Origin of the sequence: Microbacterium suwonense (genome assembly GCF_030296555.1) — a bacterium.
Taxonomy (GTDB): domain Bacteria; phylum Actinomycetota; class Actinomycetes; order Actinomycetales; family Microbacteriaceae; genus Microbacterium; species Microbacterium suwonense.
On record NZ_AP027728.1, the window covers coordinates 2176344 to 2191673 of the forward strand.

A 15330-nucleotide genomic window follows, 5' to 3' on the forward strand; every position below is an offset into this window, starting at 1 on the left:
GCGATTCAGGTAAGCCTCAGCTAACCTGAAGGGGTACCGAATCACCGGACCCCGAGCCGACCCCGGTCCTCGAGCCTGTCGAAGGGCACTCGTGCGTTCATCCGCCCCTCTGCTTCGCGTGCGTGATCTCTCCCTCACGCACGTCGGCGCGACGCATCCGTCGCCCGAGGGTGTCAGCTTCGACATCGACCTGGGCGAGGTGGTCCTGGTGCTCGGGCCGAGCGGCTCGGGCAAGTCGACGATGACGCTGGCGCTGAACGGGCTCATCCCGCAGGCGGTTCCCGCCGACCTCGCCGGCAGCGTCGAGGTGAGGGGCCGCGACATCGCGGATGTCCCGGTGGCCGAGGTCAGCTCCGACGTGGCGATGGTCTTCCAGGACCCCGACGCGCAGCTCGTCACCGGCACGCTGATGGACGAGGTGGCCTTCGCTCTCGAGAACCTGCTGCTCCCCGTCGCCGAGGTGCTCTCGCGGGCGGAGCGCGCGCTGCGGCGCGTCGGCCTGTGGGATCGTCGGCATTGGAACCCCGACCGGCTCTCGGGCGGCGGGCGCCAGCGGCTCGCGATCGCCTGCGCCATCGCGATGGGCTCGTCGGTGATCGTGCTCGACGAGCCGACCGCCAACCTCGATCCGCAGGGCATCGACGACGTCTACGACGCCCTGGCCGAGCTGGTCGCCTCCGGCGATCACGCCGTCGTCCTCGTCGAGCACAACCTGGATGCCGCGATGCGCTTCGCCACCCGCACGATCGTCCTCGATCAGCGCGGCCGGCTCGTGTTCGACGGCCCTGTCGACGAGATACTGCGCGGACACACCGAGGAGCTCATCGCGATGGGCGTATGGCTCCCGGCGGCGACACTGGCGGGGTGGATGCTGCGCGAACGCGGAATCCTGCCGATCGATGCTCCCCTGCCGCTGACCGCTGACGAACTGGCGGCTGCGATCCCGCTCGCGCAGCACGGCGCAGCGGCACCCGAGCCATCACCATCGCAGGACCCGCGCTCCCCGGCATCCGTGATCCGTGTTCGGAACCTCACTGTGAAGCGCGGCAGGTCGGAGGTGCTGCACGGCATCGACCTCGACATCCCGGCCGGGTCGCTCACCGCCATCGTCGGCGCGAACGGCGCCGGCAAGACCACGCTCATCCAGTCGCTCGCCGGTGTCGTGCCGCCACCGAAGGGTCGGGTGACGATCGGCGATCTCGACCCCGGTCGCGCCTCTCCGCGTGATCTCACCGCTCGCATCGGCTTCGTGTTCCAGAACCCCGAGCATCAGTTCATCGCTCACACCGTCTTCGACGAGCTCGCGCACGGGTTACGGCTGCGCGGAGTGTCGGATGCCGACATCGCCGACCGCGTGGGCGAGATGCTCACCCGGTTCGGACTCGAGCACAAGGCCGACGTGCATCCGTTCCTGCTCTCCGGAGGTGAGAAGCGACGTCTGTCCGTGGGTACGGCGCTCATCACCCGTCCCGGCGTGCTGGCACTCGACGAGCCGACATTCGGCCAGGATCGCGCCCGCGCCGACGAGCTGCTGCGGCTGCTCGGCGACCTGCGGACTGAGGGGACGACGATCCTCATCGTCACGCATGATCTGCAGCTGGTCGCCGACCATGCGACCCACACGGTCATCCTCGCCGACGGCCGCATCCATGCGACCGGCCGGACGGCGTCGCTGTTCGCGACACCGGGTCTGTTCGAGGGCGCGGGACTGCGGCTTCCCGCGCTGCACCGTGCGCTGGATCCTGTGCTGCGCGGCGTCCTCGCCGAGGCGGCGCGATGACCGTGATCACGTCGCCCACCGCGACGATCGACCCGTACGCGCCCGGCGTTCCGGCACCCGCCTGGAGGTTTCTGCACCATCTGAATCCGCTGTCGAAGGTCACCGCAGCGCTGCCTGCGATGGTGGTGCTCATCTTCGTGCGCGACCTCGCGACGCCGCTGTGCTTCATCGTCTTCGCCTACGCGCTGATCGTCGTCGGGGCGCGGATCACGCCGCGCACGGCCGCACTGCTGTTCCTCGCGGTGCCCCTCGGCGTCGTCGCGATCGGCTTCGGGTTCTCGATCTGGGTGGATGCCGCGGGGGTGGACGACACCGCGCCGCTGCTTCAACTGGGAGGGTGGACGCTGTTCACCGGCGCCGTTCAGATCGGCTTCGCGACATCGCTGCGCCTGGCCTCGATCCTCGCCCTCGCACTGATCGGCGGGCTGACCACGACCGGCCCCGATCTCGTGCGAGCCGGCATCCAGCAGCTGCACGTGCCGTACCGGATCGGGTACACGGCACTGGCCGCCTACCGGTTCGTGCCGCGGTTCGGCTACGAGCTGAGCGTGATCCGCGCGGCACACCGGGTGGGGGTCGCACGGCGGCCGGGGGCCGTTCGCACGCCTCGCACGCGGCTGGGGGTACATCGTCCCGCTGCTGGCAGGAGCCATCCGTCATGCCGAGCGCGTGGCGCTCGCCATGGATGCTCGGGCCTTCGGCGCATACCCGACCCGCACCGAGCGCTATCAGGTGCCCTTCCGCGTGCGGGACACGGTCTTCATCGTGCTGTTCATCGCGGCATCCGCAGCGATCCTCGTGCTCACGTTCCCCTGGCAGCCCAGCTGACCCCGCCCGAAAGGCACAACGATGTCCGACAAGACCATGACCCGGCGGCGCAGGCGCGTGCCGACCACGCTGCTGCTCACCTGCGCGGCGATCGGCGTGGCCGGCGGACTGCTGCTCGCCCCTGCGAACTGGCTGTCGACCGCTCTGCTGACGCTCGGGATGCCGGTCGTGTCGGTTGCGATCACCGGGCTGTGGATCCTGCCGTCGGTCATCGCGCTTCGCCTGCTGCAGAAGCCGCTCGTCGGCCTGCTCGTCGGCATCATCGCGGGTCTGGTGATCGTGCCGTTCTCGGGGTACGGGTTCGTGAGCGTCTACACGAACGCGTCGTGGGCGCTGTTCGCCGAGCTGCCGTTCCTGATCGTGCTGTGGCGATTCTGGAAGACCTGGCAGCACTACGCCGGAGCTACTGTGCTGGGCCTGGTCTATCCGCTGTTCGCCTGGGCGTTCTTCGACATGGGCGTGCAGCCGGTGTGGGCGCAGATCCTGTTCTTCGTGTCGACGCTGGCGAGCTGCGTGGGCGCGACAGCACTCGGCATCCTCATCGCCGATCGCCTGCGCGCCGCCGGGGTGGGGCGGCGCTGAGGCTCGGCGCAGGAGGGCGAGCTGGGCTCAGCGGCCCGAGGGGAGTCAGCCGAGCGCGAGATGCAGACGAAGCGCCTCGTCGAGTGCGCCCATCAGCTCAGAGCCGACCCATCCCACCGGGCGGACGATGCGAGATACCGCGACCGTGCGCACCTGCTCCGCCTGGGCCTTCGTGTCACGATCCAATCCGGTCTCACCGGCGGGGAGGTGCACTTGGAAGGGCAGCACGCGCGATGCGTTCGAGGTGAGCGGGACCACGGTGACGGTCGCGCGATCGCTGCGTGCGGCCGCCGCATTCGCGGTGTTGTTACTCACCACCACGGCCGGTCGGGTCTTCTTCGCCTCGGAGCCGACGGCGGGGTCCAACGCCACCACGACGATCTGCCCCCGCCGCAGCAGGGAGATCATGCGATCCCGTCCTCGATCGCCGTGTCCCAGTCCTCGTCATAGCCCTCTGCGTAGGCCTCGGCATAGGCATCCGCAAGACGACTCTCGCGCAGCATCCGCACCGCATCCTGAACGGCGGCCGACCTCGACGCATAACGGCCCTGCAGAGCCTCCGCGTCGAGGAATGCGAGATCGGCATCGCTCAGACTCAGACTGATCTTGCTGTGCGACATACGTCGATGCTACCGCAGTAGCATCCACCCTGCTACCCGAACGACAGCTCCGGAAGGTGCCTCAGCGCTTGCCTGCGATCTGCCGGCCGACGAGGTCGCGCATGATCTCGTTGGTGCCGCCGTAGATACGGTGCACGCGGGCATCGGTGAACGCGCGCGCGATCGGGTACTCCATGATGTAGCCGTAGCCGCCGTGCAGCTGCACGCCCATGTCGAGCACCTCCCACTCGCGCTCGGTCGCCCAGAACTTGACCTTCGCGGCGTCCTCGGCGGTGAGCTTGCTGTCCTTGTACGCCAGCAGCGCGCGGTCGACGTACGCCCACATCACCTCGGTGGTGGTGACCATGTCGGCCAGGCGGAAGCGTGTGTTCTGGAAGTCGGCGATGCGCTCGCCGAAGGCCTCACGGTCCTTCGTGTAGGCGATGGTCCAGTCGGTCGCGGCCTGGGCGGCTGCGGCTGCGGCGACGCCGATCGACAGGCGCTCCAGGGGCAGGTTCATCATCAGCTGGATGAAACCCTGACCCTCCTTGCCGCTGATCAGGTTCTCATCGGGAACGAACACATCGGTGAAGCTGAGCTCGGCGGTGTCCCAGCCGTGGAAGCCCATCTTGCTGAGCTTCTTGCCCTGGTCGAAGCCCTCCATGCCCTTCTCGAGGATGAGCAGGCTGAACGCGTCGGGACGGTTGCCCTCGCCGGTCTTGACGAAGGTGACGACCATGTCGGCGGTCGTGCCCGAGGAGATGAACGTCTTGGCACCGTTGACGATGTAGCCGCCGTCGACCTTCTTCGCGTTCGTCTTGATGCCGCGCAGGTCGGATCCGGCGCCGGGGTCGGTCATGGCCAGGGCACCGAGTACCTCGCCGGTGGCCATCCGCGGCAGCCACTTCTCCTTCTGCTCCTGCGTGCCCATGTGCACGAGGTACGGCACGGCGAGGTCGTCCTGGATGCCGAAGGCGCCCGCCAGCGAACCGGCTCCGGCGGCGATGACCTCCTCCATCACGATCGTGCGGAAGCGGTAGTCCTGCAGCATGCCGGCGCCGCCGAACTCCTCGGGCACCGACAGGCCGATCAGGCCCGCCTCGCCTGCGGCGAGCATGGTCTCGCGGTCGATCTCGCCTGCGGCATCCCACTTCTCGATGTTCTCGTTGGTGGCGTAGCGCTTGACGAAGTCCTTGACCAGATCACGGAAGGCCTCGTGGTCTTCTTCGTAGATGTCGCGTTCCATAGCGTCCTCCGATGCGTCGTATGCGTCCTCGCACCCGAGATTCTACGTTCGGGGCACGGCGGACGACAGCGAATTGTGGGAATGCGTCTCATAGAGCGTGACACTGCGTGTCGTCTTTGTGGGATGCCGTCAGTCTGTGCTCACGGGACCGCGTCCACGTGCCGTCGTCACTCCGAGTAGTCGGGAGCGGGCGGGAGGCCGAAGAAGTCCTCCAGCGTGTGGAACCCGCCCTGGTGATACGCCCTGGCGAGCTCCACACCGATGTACCGCAGGTGCCACGGCTCGGGCATGTAGCCGGTCGTAGCGGTCGCACCGTCTTCGTAGCGGACGATGAAGCCGAACTCCCAGGCGTGCTCCGCCACCCACCGACTCTGTGCCGTCCCCGCGAACTGTCCGATCCCGCCGCAGCCGGGAGTGCAGGCGACGACGTCGACCGCCAGCCCGGTCTGATGCTCGCTGTGACCGGGACGCGCCGACCCGGCATCGGCTCCTGCCCTGCCCTCGGAGCGCACGAAGGACGAGTAGGTGATCTTCTGCAGACCATAGGAGCGGTAGGCGTTGTTCACGCCCATCACCCCCGCACCGGCCGCGCGCGCCGCGTCTGCCAGCCGGTTCAGTGCGTCCGCTGCCGCCGGACGCATGCTGACCGACCGCGAGGTGCCGCGCAGGTTCGACGGGGTGACGGATGCCGGGGTGAAGTCGATCGGCGTCAGCGCCCTGAGCTTGTTCACCACGACCCATTCGTGCGCCGGATCGTCGAGGGGGATGCACGGCGCATTGCCGATGGCGACCGCCGCCTGGAACTCGCCACCGCCTCCGAAGGCCTTCACCACCGCCTCGTCGTCGCCCGCGGCGAGGGCGGCCTGCACCTCGGCATCCGCGCACGGATTCAGCACAGGCGTCGCCGTGACCTCGACATCCGGGAGCACCAGCGCGGCAGCCGGCGCGGGCAGCTCCACCTCGACCGGAGCAGTCGCGATCACGCCGAGCAGCGTCGCCAACGACGCGACCGCGGTGAACAGCACGCCGATGGGCAGGGCGACCGTGACGGCGAACGGCGCACGCGACGCATGCCGGGACTGCGTGGCGCTCATCACTCCATTGTCGCGCACTTCTTAAGTCGCACATAGTTGCTATTCCGTATTGACATTCCATCGCTCATTTGTTCGAATGATTGCGTGCGCTGGCAGGGACAGACGATCGAGGACGCGGATGCCGATGCGCTGCCTGGTCTCGAGAATCGCAGCGGCATCGTCCAGTCGGTGACCACGCCGGAATTCGCCGGGATGACGTTCCACGAGGTGCTGTCCAAGTCTGCCCTGAACCCCGTCCCCGGAGCCTCGCGGATGCCGTTCAACTGGACCATCAATCCCTACCGCGGATGCAGTCATGCCTGCTTTTATTGCTTCGCCCGGGGCACGCACGAGTACCTCGACCTGGATGCCGGCGAGGACTTCAACTCGCAGATCGTCGTGAAGACGAACGTCGTCGACGTGCTGCAGCGCGAACTGCGGCGCGGCTCGTGGAAGCACGAAACAGTCGCGCTGGGCACGAACACCGACCCCTACCAGCGTGCGGAGGGCCGCTACCGGCTGATGCCGGGGATCATCCGCGCCCTCGCCGACTCGGGAACCCCCATGTCGATCCTCACCAAGGGCACGCTGATCCGCCGTGACCTCCCCTGCTGGTCGAGGCGGCGAAGCGGGTTCCCGTCGACATCCAGCTGTCGATCGCGATGTACGACGACGCACTGCAGCGCTCCATCGAGCCGGGTACGCCGACGACGCAGGCCCGGCTGGACACGGTTCAGGCACTGTCGGACGCCGGGTTCCGGGTCGGCGTGTTCCTCATGCCCGTCCTCCCGCACCTCACCGACTCGGTCGGCGCGATCGACGAGGCGCTGCGACGCATCGCGGAAGCGGGTGCCGACCACGCCGTCTACGGCGCGCTGCACCTGCGGCCCGGCGTGAAGCCCTGGTTCTTCCGCTGGCTGCAGCAGGAGCACCCCGACCTCGTCGCCTCGTACCGTCACCTGTATCCCGGGGCGGCCGCCGAGACGCCCAAGGACTATCGACGCTGGCTGGCGGCGCGGGTCCGGCCGCTCATCCGCGCGCACGGCCTGCAGGTGCAGTCGGAGGAGGAACACGATCGGACGAGAGGCATCATGCGCGCGCGGATGCGCCCTGCGCCGGCATCCGCTCCCCCACCGCAGCCGCAGACGCTGTTCTGACGTTGCGCCGTCGATGCTGACGCCGACGCCGACGCCGACGCCGACGGACTCAGTCTCGCCTGGTCAGCGGCTTCGTCCAGACCGCCAGGAAGAACAGCGCGAACGGGCCGAAGAGCAGCGTGATGAAGAACCACCACAGTTTGCCGCGCCCCTGCATCCCGGCGAGCACGCTCGCGATCAGTGCCACCGAGAGCCATACCGCACTGCCGACCGATGCCGTCTGCTGCCAGTCCATCGTTTCAGCCTACGCCGTGGGAGCGTCCGCAACTCCGGAGATCTGACGACGAAACGCCTCCGCGGGACCCGAAACTGGCTTCGCGGAGGCGCCTCTCCGGAGTTGCGAACCTCAGGCGGTCAGCTCGGCCACAGTCGGCACTCGGCCGGTGATCTCGTCGATCACATCATCGCCCGGGTGCGCGCTCTCGAACGGGGCATCGATCTCGGCGCGATCCAGCAGGTCCTCCATCCGGCGGCGGCGCTGGCGGGGGATCAGCGTGACCACCCGACCCGAGCGTCCCGCACGGCCCGTGCGACCGGAACGGTGCAGGTAGGTCTTGTACTCATCGGGAGCATCCGCCTGCACCACCAGGTCGATGTCGTCGACGTGGATGCCGCGCGCAGCGACATCCGTGGCAACCAGCACCTGCACCCTTCCCGAGGTCACCTTCTGCAGGTTGCGAGTCCGCTTGGCCTGATTCAGATCGCCGTGCAGCGATACCGCCGGGATTCCGGCATCCTCGAACTGCTCCGCCAGCATCTCCGCATAGGCGCGGGTGCGGGTGAAGACCAGGGTGCGGCCATCGCGATCGACGAGCGAGGTGAGCAGCTCAGCCTTGTCCCGGTGGTCGATGACCAGCACGCGGTGCTCGATGCTGCTCGAGTCCTGCGTCTCACCGGCGACCTCGTAGACGGCCGGCTCCACGAGGAACTCATCGACGAGCGACGCCACCTCGCGGTCGAGAGTCGCCGAGAACAGCAGCTTCTGGCTGGCGGCACCGTCGTCCAGCGCGGTGCCGGCGGCACGGAGGATGCGCTGAACGGGCTCCACGAAGCCGAGCTCGGCCATGTGATCCGCCTCATCGAGAACGGCCACGCGCACCTCGGAGAGGTCGAGCTTGCGCTGCTCGATGAGGTCCTCGATGCGGCCGGGGGTGCCGATCACGATGTCGACACCCTTCTTCAGCGCGCCGACCTGCCGCCCCTGCGGCACACCACCGTAGATCTGCGTGGTGAACAGACCGACACTGCGGGCGATCGGCTGCACGGTGCGGTCGATCTGCAGTGCCAGCTCGCGGGTCGGAGCCAGGATGAGCGCCCGCGGCCTGCGACCGAACTCACGGCGCTTGCCCTTCTGCGACAGCAGGATGTTCTCGACCAGCGGGGCGCCGAAGGCGATGGTCTTGCCCGAACCGGTGCGCCCGCGGCCCAGCACGTCGCGACCCTCGAGGATTGCCGGGATCGTCGCCGCCTGAATCGGGAACGGCGTCGCCGCACCCATGTTCTTCAGCACCTCGACAATGTTCGATCCCAGGCCCAGGTCACCGAAGGTCACATCGGCGACCTCGGCGGCCTGCACGGCCTCGGCGGCAAGACGCTCGTGCACGACATCCACGTGCTCCTCGTACTTCTTGACCGATTCCGTGCGGTTCCAGTCGCTGCGGCTGGGACGCTCCTCGCGGTTCTGCCGCGCGGGACGATCGTCACGGACAGGACGCTCGGGACGCTCATAGCGCGGGCGCTCGCTGCGGTCGAAACGCGGACGGTCGGTGCGGTCGAAACGCGGACGGTCGGTGCGGTCGAAACGCGGACGGTCGGTGCGTGCACTCCGGTCATTCCGATCCGAACGCGGACGGTCGCTCGCAGCGGCACGGTCGTACCGCGGACGCTCATTCCGGTCGTACCCGCGCTGGCCGCCGGCATTGCCATCCCGGCGCGAACGCTCCTCGCGCTGCGGACGGTCGTCGCGACGCGGGCGCTCCTCCCGACGCGGGCGATCGTCGCGGCTGGCGAACGGACGGCGGTCGTTCCGGTCGAAACGCGGACGGTCGTCGCGCGATGAGCCCTGGTAGCCGCCACGCGCACCGCGCTCGTTGAACCGGCGCTCACCACCACGCGCCCCTGACCACCGCGGTCATCGCGATCGCTGCGGTGGTGCGGAGCGTCGCGTCGACCGGACTCGGCGCGGTTGCGGATGCCGCGCGCCTCGTCGCGGCCGGCGCGCTCGGAATCGGTCCAGCGGCGCTTGGGGGCCGCGGAGCCCGCCTCGGCCGGACGGTACCCGCGGTGCTTGGGGCTGATGCTGCCGGGCCGACGATCCGCGGCGCGGCGCTCGCCGGCATCCGTGCGTCGATCGTCGTCGCGAGCTGGACGTCCGCCGGCATGACGGTCGTGGAACGACGTCTTCTTCGCGTACCGGGGCTCGAAATTGCGGGACGGGCGTCCGCCCTTGGGCTTGCCGTTCTTGGGCATGGTGTTTCCTGACTGTCTCTGACACGAGAACAGCGTCCGCTCCCGTGCGCACAGAGCTCAGCGCACGGCGGATATACCCGAGCATCCGTCGGCCGGGGCCATTCATGTGATGGTTGATGAACCATCGGCCCCTGGGCTCACACTTGTTCAAACGCCCCGCGATGCGCGGGTGCCCGAAGCCGACCGCACGATTCTACCCGGCCCGGCTGGGAAAGCACCCGGACGCCTATCGAATGGCCACCGGGAACCCGGCACCCCTCGCGTGCCCACAGCAGGCAGCACAGCTCGACCGTCTCCGTCATCACCGTTCCCTCCGCATCCACCCGACCATCCTCCACCCGGCGGCCATACGATTGGCGCATGCCCCACGATCCTGCAGTGACGTCCCCCACCGGCATTCAGATCCATCTGCGGCGCGGCGCCGTGACCGCGCAGATCGCTCAGGTCGGCGCCTCGCTGCGGCAGCTGAGCATCGACGGTGTCGACATCGTGCCGCCGTACCCCGCCGACGAGCCGACACCCGGCGCCTCGGGCGTGGTGCTCGCTCCGTGGCCGAACCGCATCCGCGACGGGATCTGGCAGGACGGCGAGACCACCCGCCAGCTCGCGATCACCGAGCCGAAGTTCCACAATGCCAGCCACGGGCTGCTGCGCTTCACCGCCTACGACATCGTCGAGCAGTCCGAGGATGCGGTGACGCTGGCGGCGACCATCGTCCCGCAGACCGGCTACCCGTACCTGGTGCAGACGAGCGTGCGCTACGCGCTGACGGATGCCGGGATCGACGTCACGCACACACTGACGAACGGCTCCGCCGACCCGGCACCCGTCGCGCTCGGCATCCACCCGTATCTCACGATCGGCGATGCCCACCCGCAGGACCTGGTGCTGAAGCTCCCCGCCGAGACCTACTTCGAGACCGATGCGCGGATGCTTCCCGTCGGTGAATCCCCGGTGTCATCGGGCACCGATCTGCGCGAGGGCCGGCGCCTGGGCGATCTGCAGCTCGACACCGGATTCGCGAATCTGCGCCGGGATACCGACGGATTCGTGCGCACCACGCTGACGGCGCCGGACGGCCGCACCGTCACCCTGCAGCAGGGCGCGGGATTCGGCTACGTGCAGGTGTACACCTCCACCGGCTACCCCGGGCAGTCGCTGGTCGTCGCCGTCGAGCCGATGACCGCCCCGGCCGATGGCTTCAACTCCGGCCGCGGCGTGCGCCGCGTGGCCCGCGACGAATCGTGGACGCTGGAGTGGGGCATCCGCTTCTCCTGACCTCGCCGCGCGTGCACCACACGGATGGAGCGCGGATGGAAAACGTCAGTGTTGCTCAGTCGACCGGATTCGCTGCGGGGAGTCCGCGGGCGCGCAGCTCGCGGCGGGTGAGCGTGCGGCCCTCGGCGGAGGCGGATGCCGCATCCGACGCCCCCGAGCCATCCGAGCCCGAGCCGTCCGAGTCTCCGTCCGAGCCTCCGCCCGACTCGCCGCCGGAACCCGCGCCGGCGTCGCCTCCGCGACGCGCTCGGCGCCGCTCCTTCGCGCCCTCGACGAGGTTGTAGAGGGTCGGCAGCACGATCAGCGTCAGCACGGTCGACGACACCAGACCGCCGATCACGACGATCGCCAGCGGCTGCGAGATGAAGCCGCCGTGGCCGGTGATCCCCAGCGCCATCGGGGTGAGGGCGAAGATCGTCGCGAGCGCGGTCATCAGGATCGGGCGCAGACGCTTCTCGCCGCCGGCCATCACGGCATCCGCGGCCGACAGTCCCTTCTCCCGGTACTGGTTCACCAGGTCGACGAGCACGATGGCGTTGGTGACCACGATGCCGATCAGCATCAGTACGCCGATCAGCGAGGCGACGCCCAGCGGCACCCCGGTGGCGATCTGCAGCAGGATGGCGCCGGTGGCCGCGAACGGCACCGAGACCAGCAGCAGCAGCGGCTGCCGCAGCGACTTGAAGGTGGCGACCATCACGACGTAGACGATCAGGATCGCGGCGAGCATCGCCAGACCCAGCTGCGAGAACGAATCGGCCTGCTGTTGGGCGACGCCGCCGATCTCGGCCCGCGCGCCCTCGGGCAGCTTCACGTCGTCGAGCGAGGCGGTCACCGAGCGGGTCGCGACGGCGAGATCGTCGGATGCCGGCGGCACCGTGATCGTCGCCGTGCGGCGGCCCTTCTCCGTGGAGATCGCGGTCGGCCCGTTGCGCTGCTCGACGGTCGCGATGTCGGACAGCTTCACGATGCCGGTCTGGGTGGGGATCGCCAGATCCCGGAGCGCCTCGATCGAGGTCGGAGGCTCGGGACTCACCACGTACACGGTCAGTGCGGTGCCGTCGACCTCCACGGAGCCGATCTGGTCGGGGCGCATCGTGTTCGACACGATCGATCCGACCGCCACCTCCGACAGGCCGCGCTCTGCAGCCGCCGCCCGGTCGACGCTCACGGCGATGTACGGCAGCGAGTCCGCGAGGTTGTTCGTCACCTCGCCGATTCCCTCCCGACCGTCGAGGTCCTTCATCAGCGCATCGGTCGCCTTCTGCAGCACGTCGGCGGTGGGAGCGGTGACGGTGACCGCGATGTCGCTGGATCCGAATCCCCCGGATGATGCGGCGACGCTCACGTCGCCGGCATCCTTCAGCCCGTCGATCTTCTTCTGCACCTCGGCGCGCAGCTTCTCCTGGTCGACGGCGTCGTCGGTCTGGATCGAGTAGGTGATGCCGGCGCCGCCCGAGAAGGCGTCGCGCAGCGCCGAACCGCTGGACCCGATCGAGGCCTGCACATGGTCGATCCCATCGATGCCGCTGAGCACCTTCTCGACCTGCTTCGCGGCATCCGACTTCGTCTGCAGACTCGCGGTCCCGCCGACGTCCTGCGTGACCGTCATCGTGTTCTGCCCGGAGTCGCTGAGGAAGTTGATCTTCATCAGCGGGGCTGCCGCCAGCGTGCCGCCGAGCACCACCAGCGCGATCACGACGGTGGTCGCGGAGTGCTTCAGCGTCCATCCCAGGATCGGCCGGTAGGCCTTCTGCAGTCGCGTGGGCGGAGCATCCGGATGCTCCGGGTCGATGGGCGTGCCGTCCTCGGCGACCAGCGGCACGCCGGGGCGGAGGAACCAGTACGCCAGCACGGGCACGATCGTCAGCGCGACCAGCAGCGAGGCGACCATCGCGATCGTGACGGTGATGGCGAAGGGACGGAACAGCTCGCCCACCATGTCGCCGACGAACACGATCGGCAGGAACACCGCGACGGTGGTGATGGTGGATGCCGTGATGGCGGATGCCACCTCACGCACCGCCAGCCGGATGGCCTGACCCTTGTCGGCACCCTGCACGTAGTGCCGCTTGATGTTCTCGATGACGACGATCGAGTCGTCGACCACGCGGCCGATGGCGATGGTGAGCGCACCGAGGGTGAGGATGTTCAGCGAGTAGCCGAACGCCTGCAGTCCGATGAACGTGATCAGCACGCTGGTAGGGATCGAGATCGCGGTGACCAGCGTGGAGCGGATCGAGAGCAGGAACACCAGGATCACGATCACCGCGAACACGAGCCCGAGCATGCCCTCGGTGGCCAGCGTCTCGATGGACTGCTGGATGAAGGGCGCCTGGTCGAAGACGACCGTGAACTCGGCATCCGGGAAGGTCTCGCCGACCTCGTCGAGTGCGGCCAGCACGCCCTGCGACACCTCGACGGTGTTCGCCGACGGCAGCTTGGTGACGGCGATCGAGAGCGCGTCCTCACCGTCCACGCGCGAGATCGAGGTGACCGGATCGGTGGTCTGGACGACCTTCGCGACATCGCCGACGGTGAGGCCGATGCCGATCAGAGGCAGGGATGCCAGCTCCTCGGCCGAGGTGATCTTCGTCCCGCTCTGCACGGTGAGCGTCTGGCCGTCCTGGGTGATGTCGCCGCCGGGCAGCAGCACGCCGTTCTGCTGCAGAGCCTGACTGATCGCCTGTGTGCTCTGGCCGGCGGCCGCCAGTTTCGCCGCATCCGGGGTGATGGTGATGCGCTGTCCGACGCCGCCGACGATCTCGGCGGCGTTGACGCCCTTGACATCCTCGAGGTCGGGGATGACGGTGCTCTCCAGGTCGGTCTGCGCCGCCTCGGCGTCATCGAAGCCGGTCACCGCGATCTGGATCACCGGGAAGTCGTCGATGGAGATGCTCAGCACCTGCGGCGAGACATCCTTCGGCAGCTGCTGCGAGATGCGGTTGATCGCCTGCTGCATCTTCTGCTCGGCGGTGGCGAGGTTGGTGCCGTACGTGAACGTCGCCTGCACGATCGACGCGTTCGTCGTGCTGGTCGCACTCGTCGACTCCAGCCCGGGAACACCCTGGATCGCCTCTTCGAGCGGGGTGGACACGTCGTTCTCCACGACCTCGGGCGAGGCGCCCGGGTAGGTCGTCATGACCATCAGCGCCGGCAGCTCGAGCGAGGGGATCAGCTCCTGCTTGAGGTTGGTCAGTGCCAGCCCGCCGAACACGGCGGCCACGATCGTGATCAGAGCGATCAGCGCACGGTTGCGCAGGCTCAGAACGGAGAGATTCGACACGGTACTCGTTTCAGTCGGTCGGGGTACACCTGCACATTACCCGCGCAACACGCTGCCCCGATCACCCGCCCCAGCCCGTCTATATGGCGCCCGTGCACGCGTGTATCGGCGTGTCGCGTGCACCAGCGCCATATAGACGGATTCTGGGTCAGGAGATGGAGAAGGTGAGGGCGAGGCCGAGGGCTGCAGCGGCCAGGCCCGCCAGCAGCATCCCGCCGGAGTAGAGCACGGATGCCCGGCGCTCGCCGTCCCGCCACAGCGCGACCGTGTCGACCATCGCCGTGCTGAAGGTGGTGTACCCGCCCAGGAAGCCCGCCCCGACGACGAACGCGGCGTCGGGCAGCATCCCCACCACGAGACCGAGCACCAGCGAGCCGGTGACGTTGACCACGAGCACGCCCCAGGGGAATCGGGTTCCCGCCACGCGGGCGATGCCGACGTCGACCAGATAGCGCACGGCCGCGCCCAGGCCGCCGCACACCGCGGCGAGTGCGAACACGAGCGGACTCATGCCGTCGCCCGATCGCGTCCGAGGCGCCCGAGCCGCATTCCGAGCACAGCCGCTGCGACCCCACCCACCAGGCTGACCACGACGTACCCAACGGCCAGCAACGGCGCCTCACCCCACAGCCCCACGCTGTCGACGGTGAACGCACTGTAGGTGGTGAATCCGCCGAGCACTCCCGTTCCGAGGAACACCCGCAGGTCCGATGCGGGCAGCCGCGCGGCGAGGATGCCGAGCGCCAGTGCGCCCGCGAGGTTGGCGAGCAGCACGCCCAGCGCGGCATCCGGGATCAGCATCCCGATCCCGAGACGGGCGGCGGTGCCCAGCATCCCTCCCAGTGCCGCCAGTCCGGCGCGCCGGAAGACGATGCGCGCAGGCGTCGGGGAGCTCACCCGCGACACTCTAGTCGTGGCGGCTCGGCGACGTCCGCACTCACGGCGACGTTACGTAGACTCGTGGAACGGCTGACCGCTCCGCCCGAAAGAGCGCACACCGCCAGGAGGACGAAGCCCGCGTGCTGACGAGAA

12 protein-coding genes and 3 pseudogenes are annotated in these 15330 nt (G+C 68.7%); 6 read left to right on the top strand and 9 right to left on the bottom strand.

Features of this window, described 5'->3' with window-relative positions:
- Positions 1-91 precede the first annotated feature (91 nt).
- From QUE33_RS10835 to QUE33_RS10845, 4 genes and pseudogenes are all read left to right on the top strand, one after another.
- Entirely contained in the window at positions 92-1780 is a 1689-nt protein-coding gene (locus tag QUE33_RS10835; protein WP_434019597.1) for an ABC transporter ATP-binding protein, read from the top strand.
- A 119-nt stretch (positions 1781-1899) separates the two neighbouring features.
- Positions 1900-2292, top strand: a pseudogene (locus tag QUE33_RS16200) (energy-coupling factor transporter transmembrane component T family protein); the annotation flags it as partial.
- Positions 2293-2461: 169 nt separating this feature from the next.
- A complete protein-coding gene (locus QUE33_RS16205) occupies positions 2462-2608 on the top strand; it encodes a hypothetical protein (protein WP_350226452.1) in 147 nt (48 codons plus the stop codon).
- Between the two features lie 21 nt (positions 2609-2629).
- Positions 2630-3190 carry an ECF transporter S component gene (locus QUE33_RS10845; protein WP_286299917.1) on the top strand — a complete coding sequence of 187 codons (561 nt, stop codon included), beginning with the start codon at positions 2630-2632 and terminating at the stop codon, positions 3188-3190.
- 45 nt (positions 3191-3235) lie between these two features.
- Here QUE33_RS10845 and QUE33_RS10850 read toward each other — a convergent pair whose 3' ends face one another.
- The 4 genes from QUE33_RS10850 to QUE33_RS10865 all read right to left on the bottom strand — a co-directional run bounded on the left by QUE33_RS10850 (position 3236) and on the right by QUE33_RS10865 (position 6129).
- Positions 3236-3598: a type II toxin-antitoxin system PemK/MazF family toxin gene (locus tag QUE33_RS10850; protein WP_286299919.1), complete on the bottom strand. Its 363-nt coding sequence runs from the start codon at positions 3596-3598 to the stop codon at positions 3236-3238.
- Complete coding sequence (locus QUE33_RS10855; protein ID WP_286299921.1) at positions 3595-3810, bottom strand: ribbon-helix-helix domain-containing protein; 216 nt, start codon at positions 3808-3810, stop codon at positions 3595-3597. Before QUE33_RS10855 ends, QUE33_RS10850 begins: the two co-directional genes overlap by 4 nt.
- 61 nt (positions 3811-3871) lie before the next feature.
- The gene (locus tag QUE33_RS10860; RefSeq protein WP_286299924.1) at positions 3872-5035 is read right to left on the bottom strand and encodes an acyl-CoA dehydrogenase family protein; all 1164 of its coding nucleotides are present in this window, start codon (positions 5033-5035) and stop codon (positions 3872-3874) included.
- A 167-nt stretch (positions 5036-5202) separates the two neighbouring features.
- Positions 5203-6129 (bottom strand): M15 family metallopeptidase, encoded by a 927-nt coding sequence (locus tag QUE33_RS10865; protein ID WP_286299925.1) that lies wholly within the window; start codon positions 6127-6129, stop codon positions 5203-5205.
- A gap of 84 nt (positions 6130-6213) precedes the next feature.
- Between QUE33_RS10865 and QUE33_RS10870 the strand changes: the two are divergent.
- Positions 6214-7265: pseudogene (locus tag QUE33_RS10870) on the top strand (Rv2578c family radical SAM protein).
- Positions 7266-7314: 49 nt separating this feature from the next.
- Here QUE33_RS10870 and QUE33_RS10875 read toward each other — a convergent pair.
- Both QUE33_RS10875 and QUE33_RS16410 read right to left on the bottom strand, forming a co-directional pair.
- The gene (locus QUE33_RS10875; protein ID WP_286299926.1) at positions 7315-7500 is read right to left on the bottom strand and encodes a hypothetical protein; all 186 of its coding nucleotides are present in this window, start codon (positions 7498-7500) and stop codon (positions 7315-7317) included.
- 111 nt (positions 7501-7611) lie between these two features.
- Positions 7612-9734 (bottom strand): annotated as a pseudogene (locus QUE33_RS16410) (DEAD/DEAH box helicase).
- 378 nt (positions 9735-10112) lie between these two features.
- Between QUE33_RS16410 and QUE33_RS10890 the strand changes: the two are divergent.
- A complete protein-coding gene (locus QUE33_RS10890; protein WP_286299933.1) occupies positions 10113-11012 on the top strand; it encodes an aldose 1-epimerase family protein in 900 nt (299 codons plus the stop codon).
- Positions 11013-11067: 55 nt separating this feature from the next.
- Here the strand turns inward: QUE33_RS10890 and QUE33_RS10895 are convergent, their stop codons facing one another.
- The 3 genes from QUE33_RS10895 to QUE33_RS10905 form a co-directional block, all read right to left on the bottom strand.
- Positions 11068-14298 (bottom strand): efflux RND transporter permease subunit, encoded by a 3231-nt coding sequence (locus QUE33_RS10895; RefSeq protein WP_286299935.1) that lies wholly within the window; start codon positions 14296-14298, stop codon positions 11068-11070.
- Positions 14299-14446: 148 nt separating this feature from the next.
- On the bottom strand, positions 14447-14809 hold the full coding sequence (locus tag QUE33_RS10900) for a fluoride efflux transporter FluC (protein ID WP_286299937.1): 363 nt from the start codon (positions 14807-14809) through the stop codon (positions 14447-14449).
- The gene (locus QUE33_RS10905) at positions 14806-15195 is read right to left on the bottom strand and encodes a fluoride efflux transporter FluC (protein WP_286299938.1); all 390 of its coding nucleotides are present in this window, start codon (positions 15193-15195) and stop codon (positions 14806-14808) included. The genes QUE33_RS10900 and QUE33_RS10905 overlap by 4 nt, the downstream gene beginning before the upstream one ends.
- Positions 15196-15330: the final 135 nt, after the last annotated feature.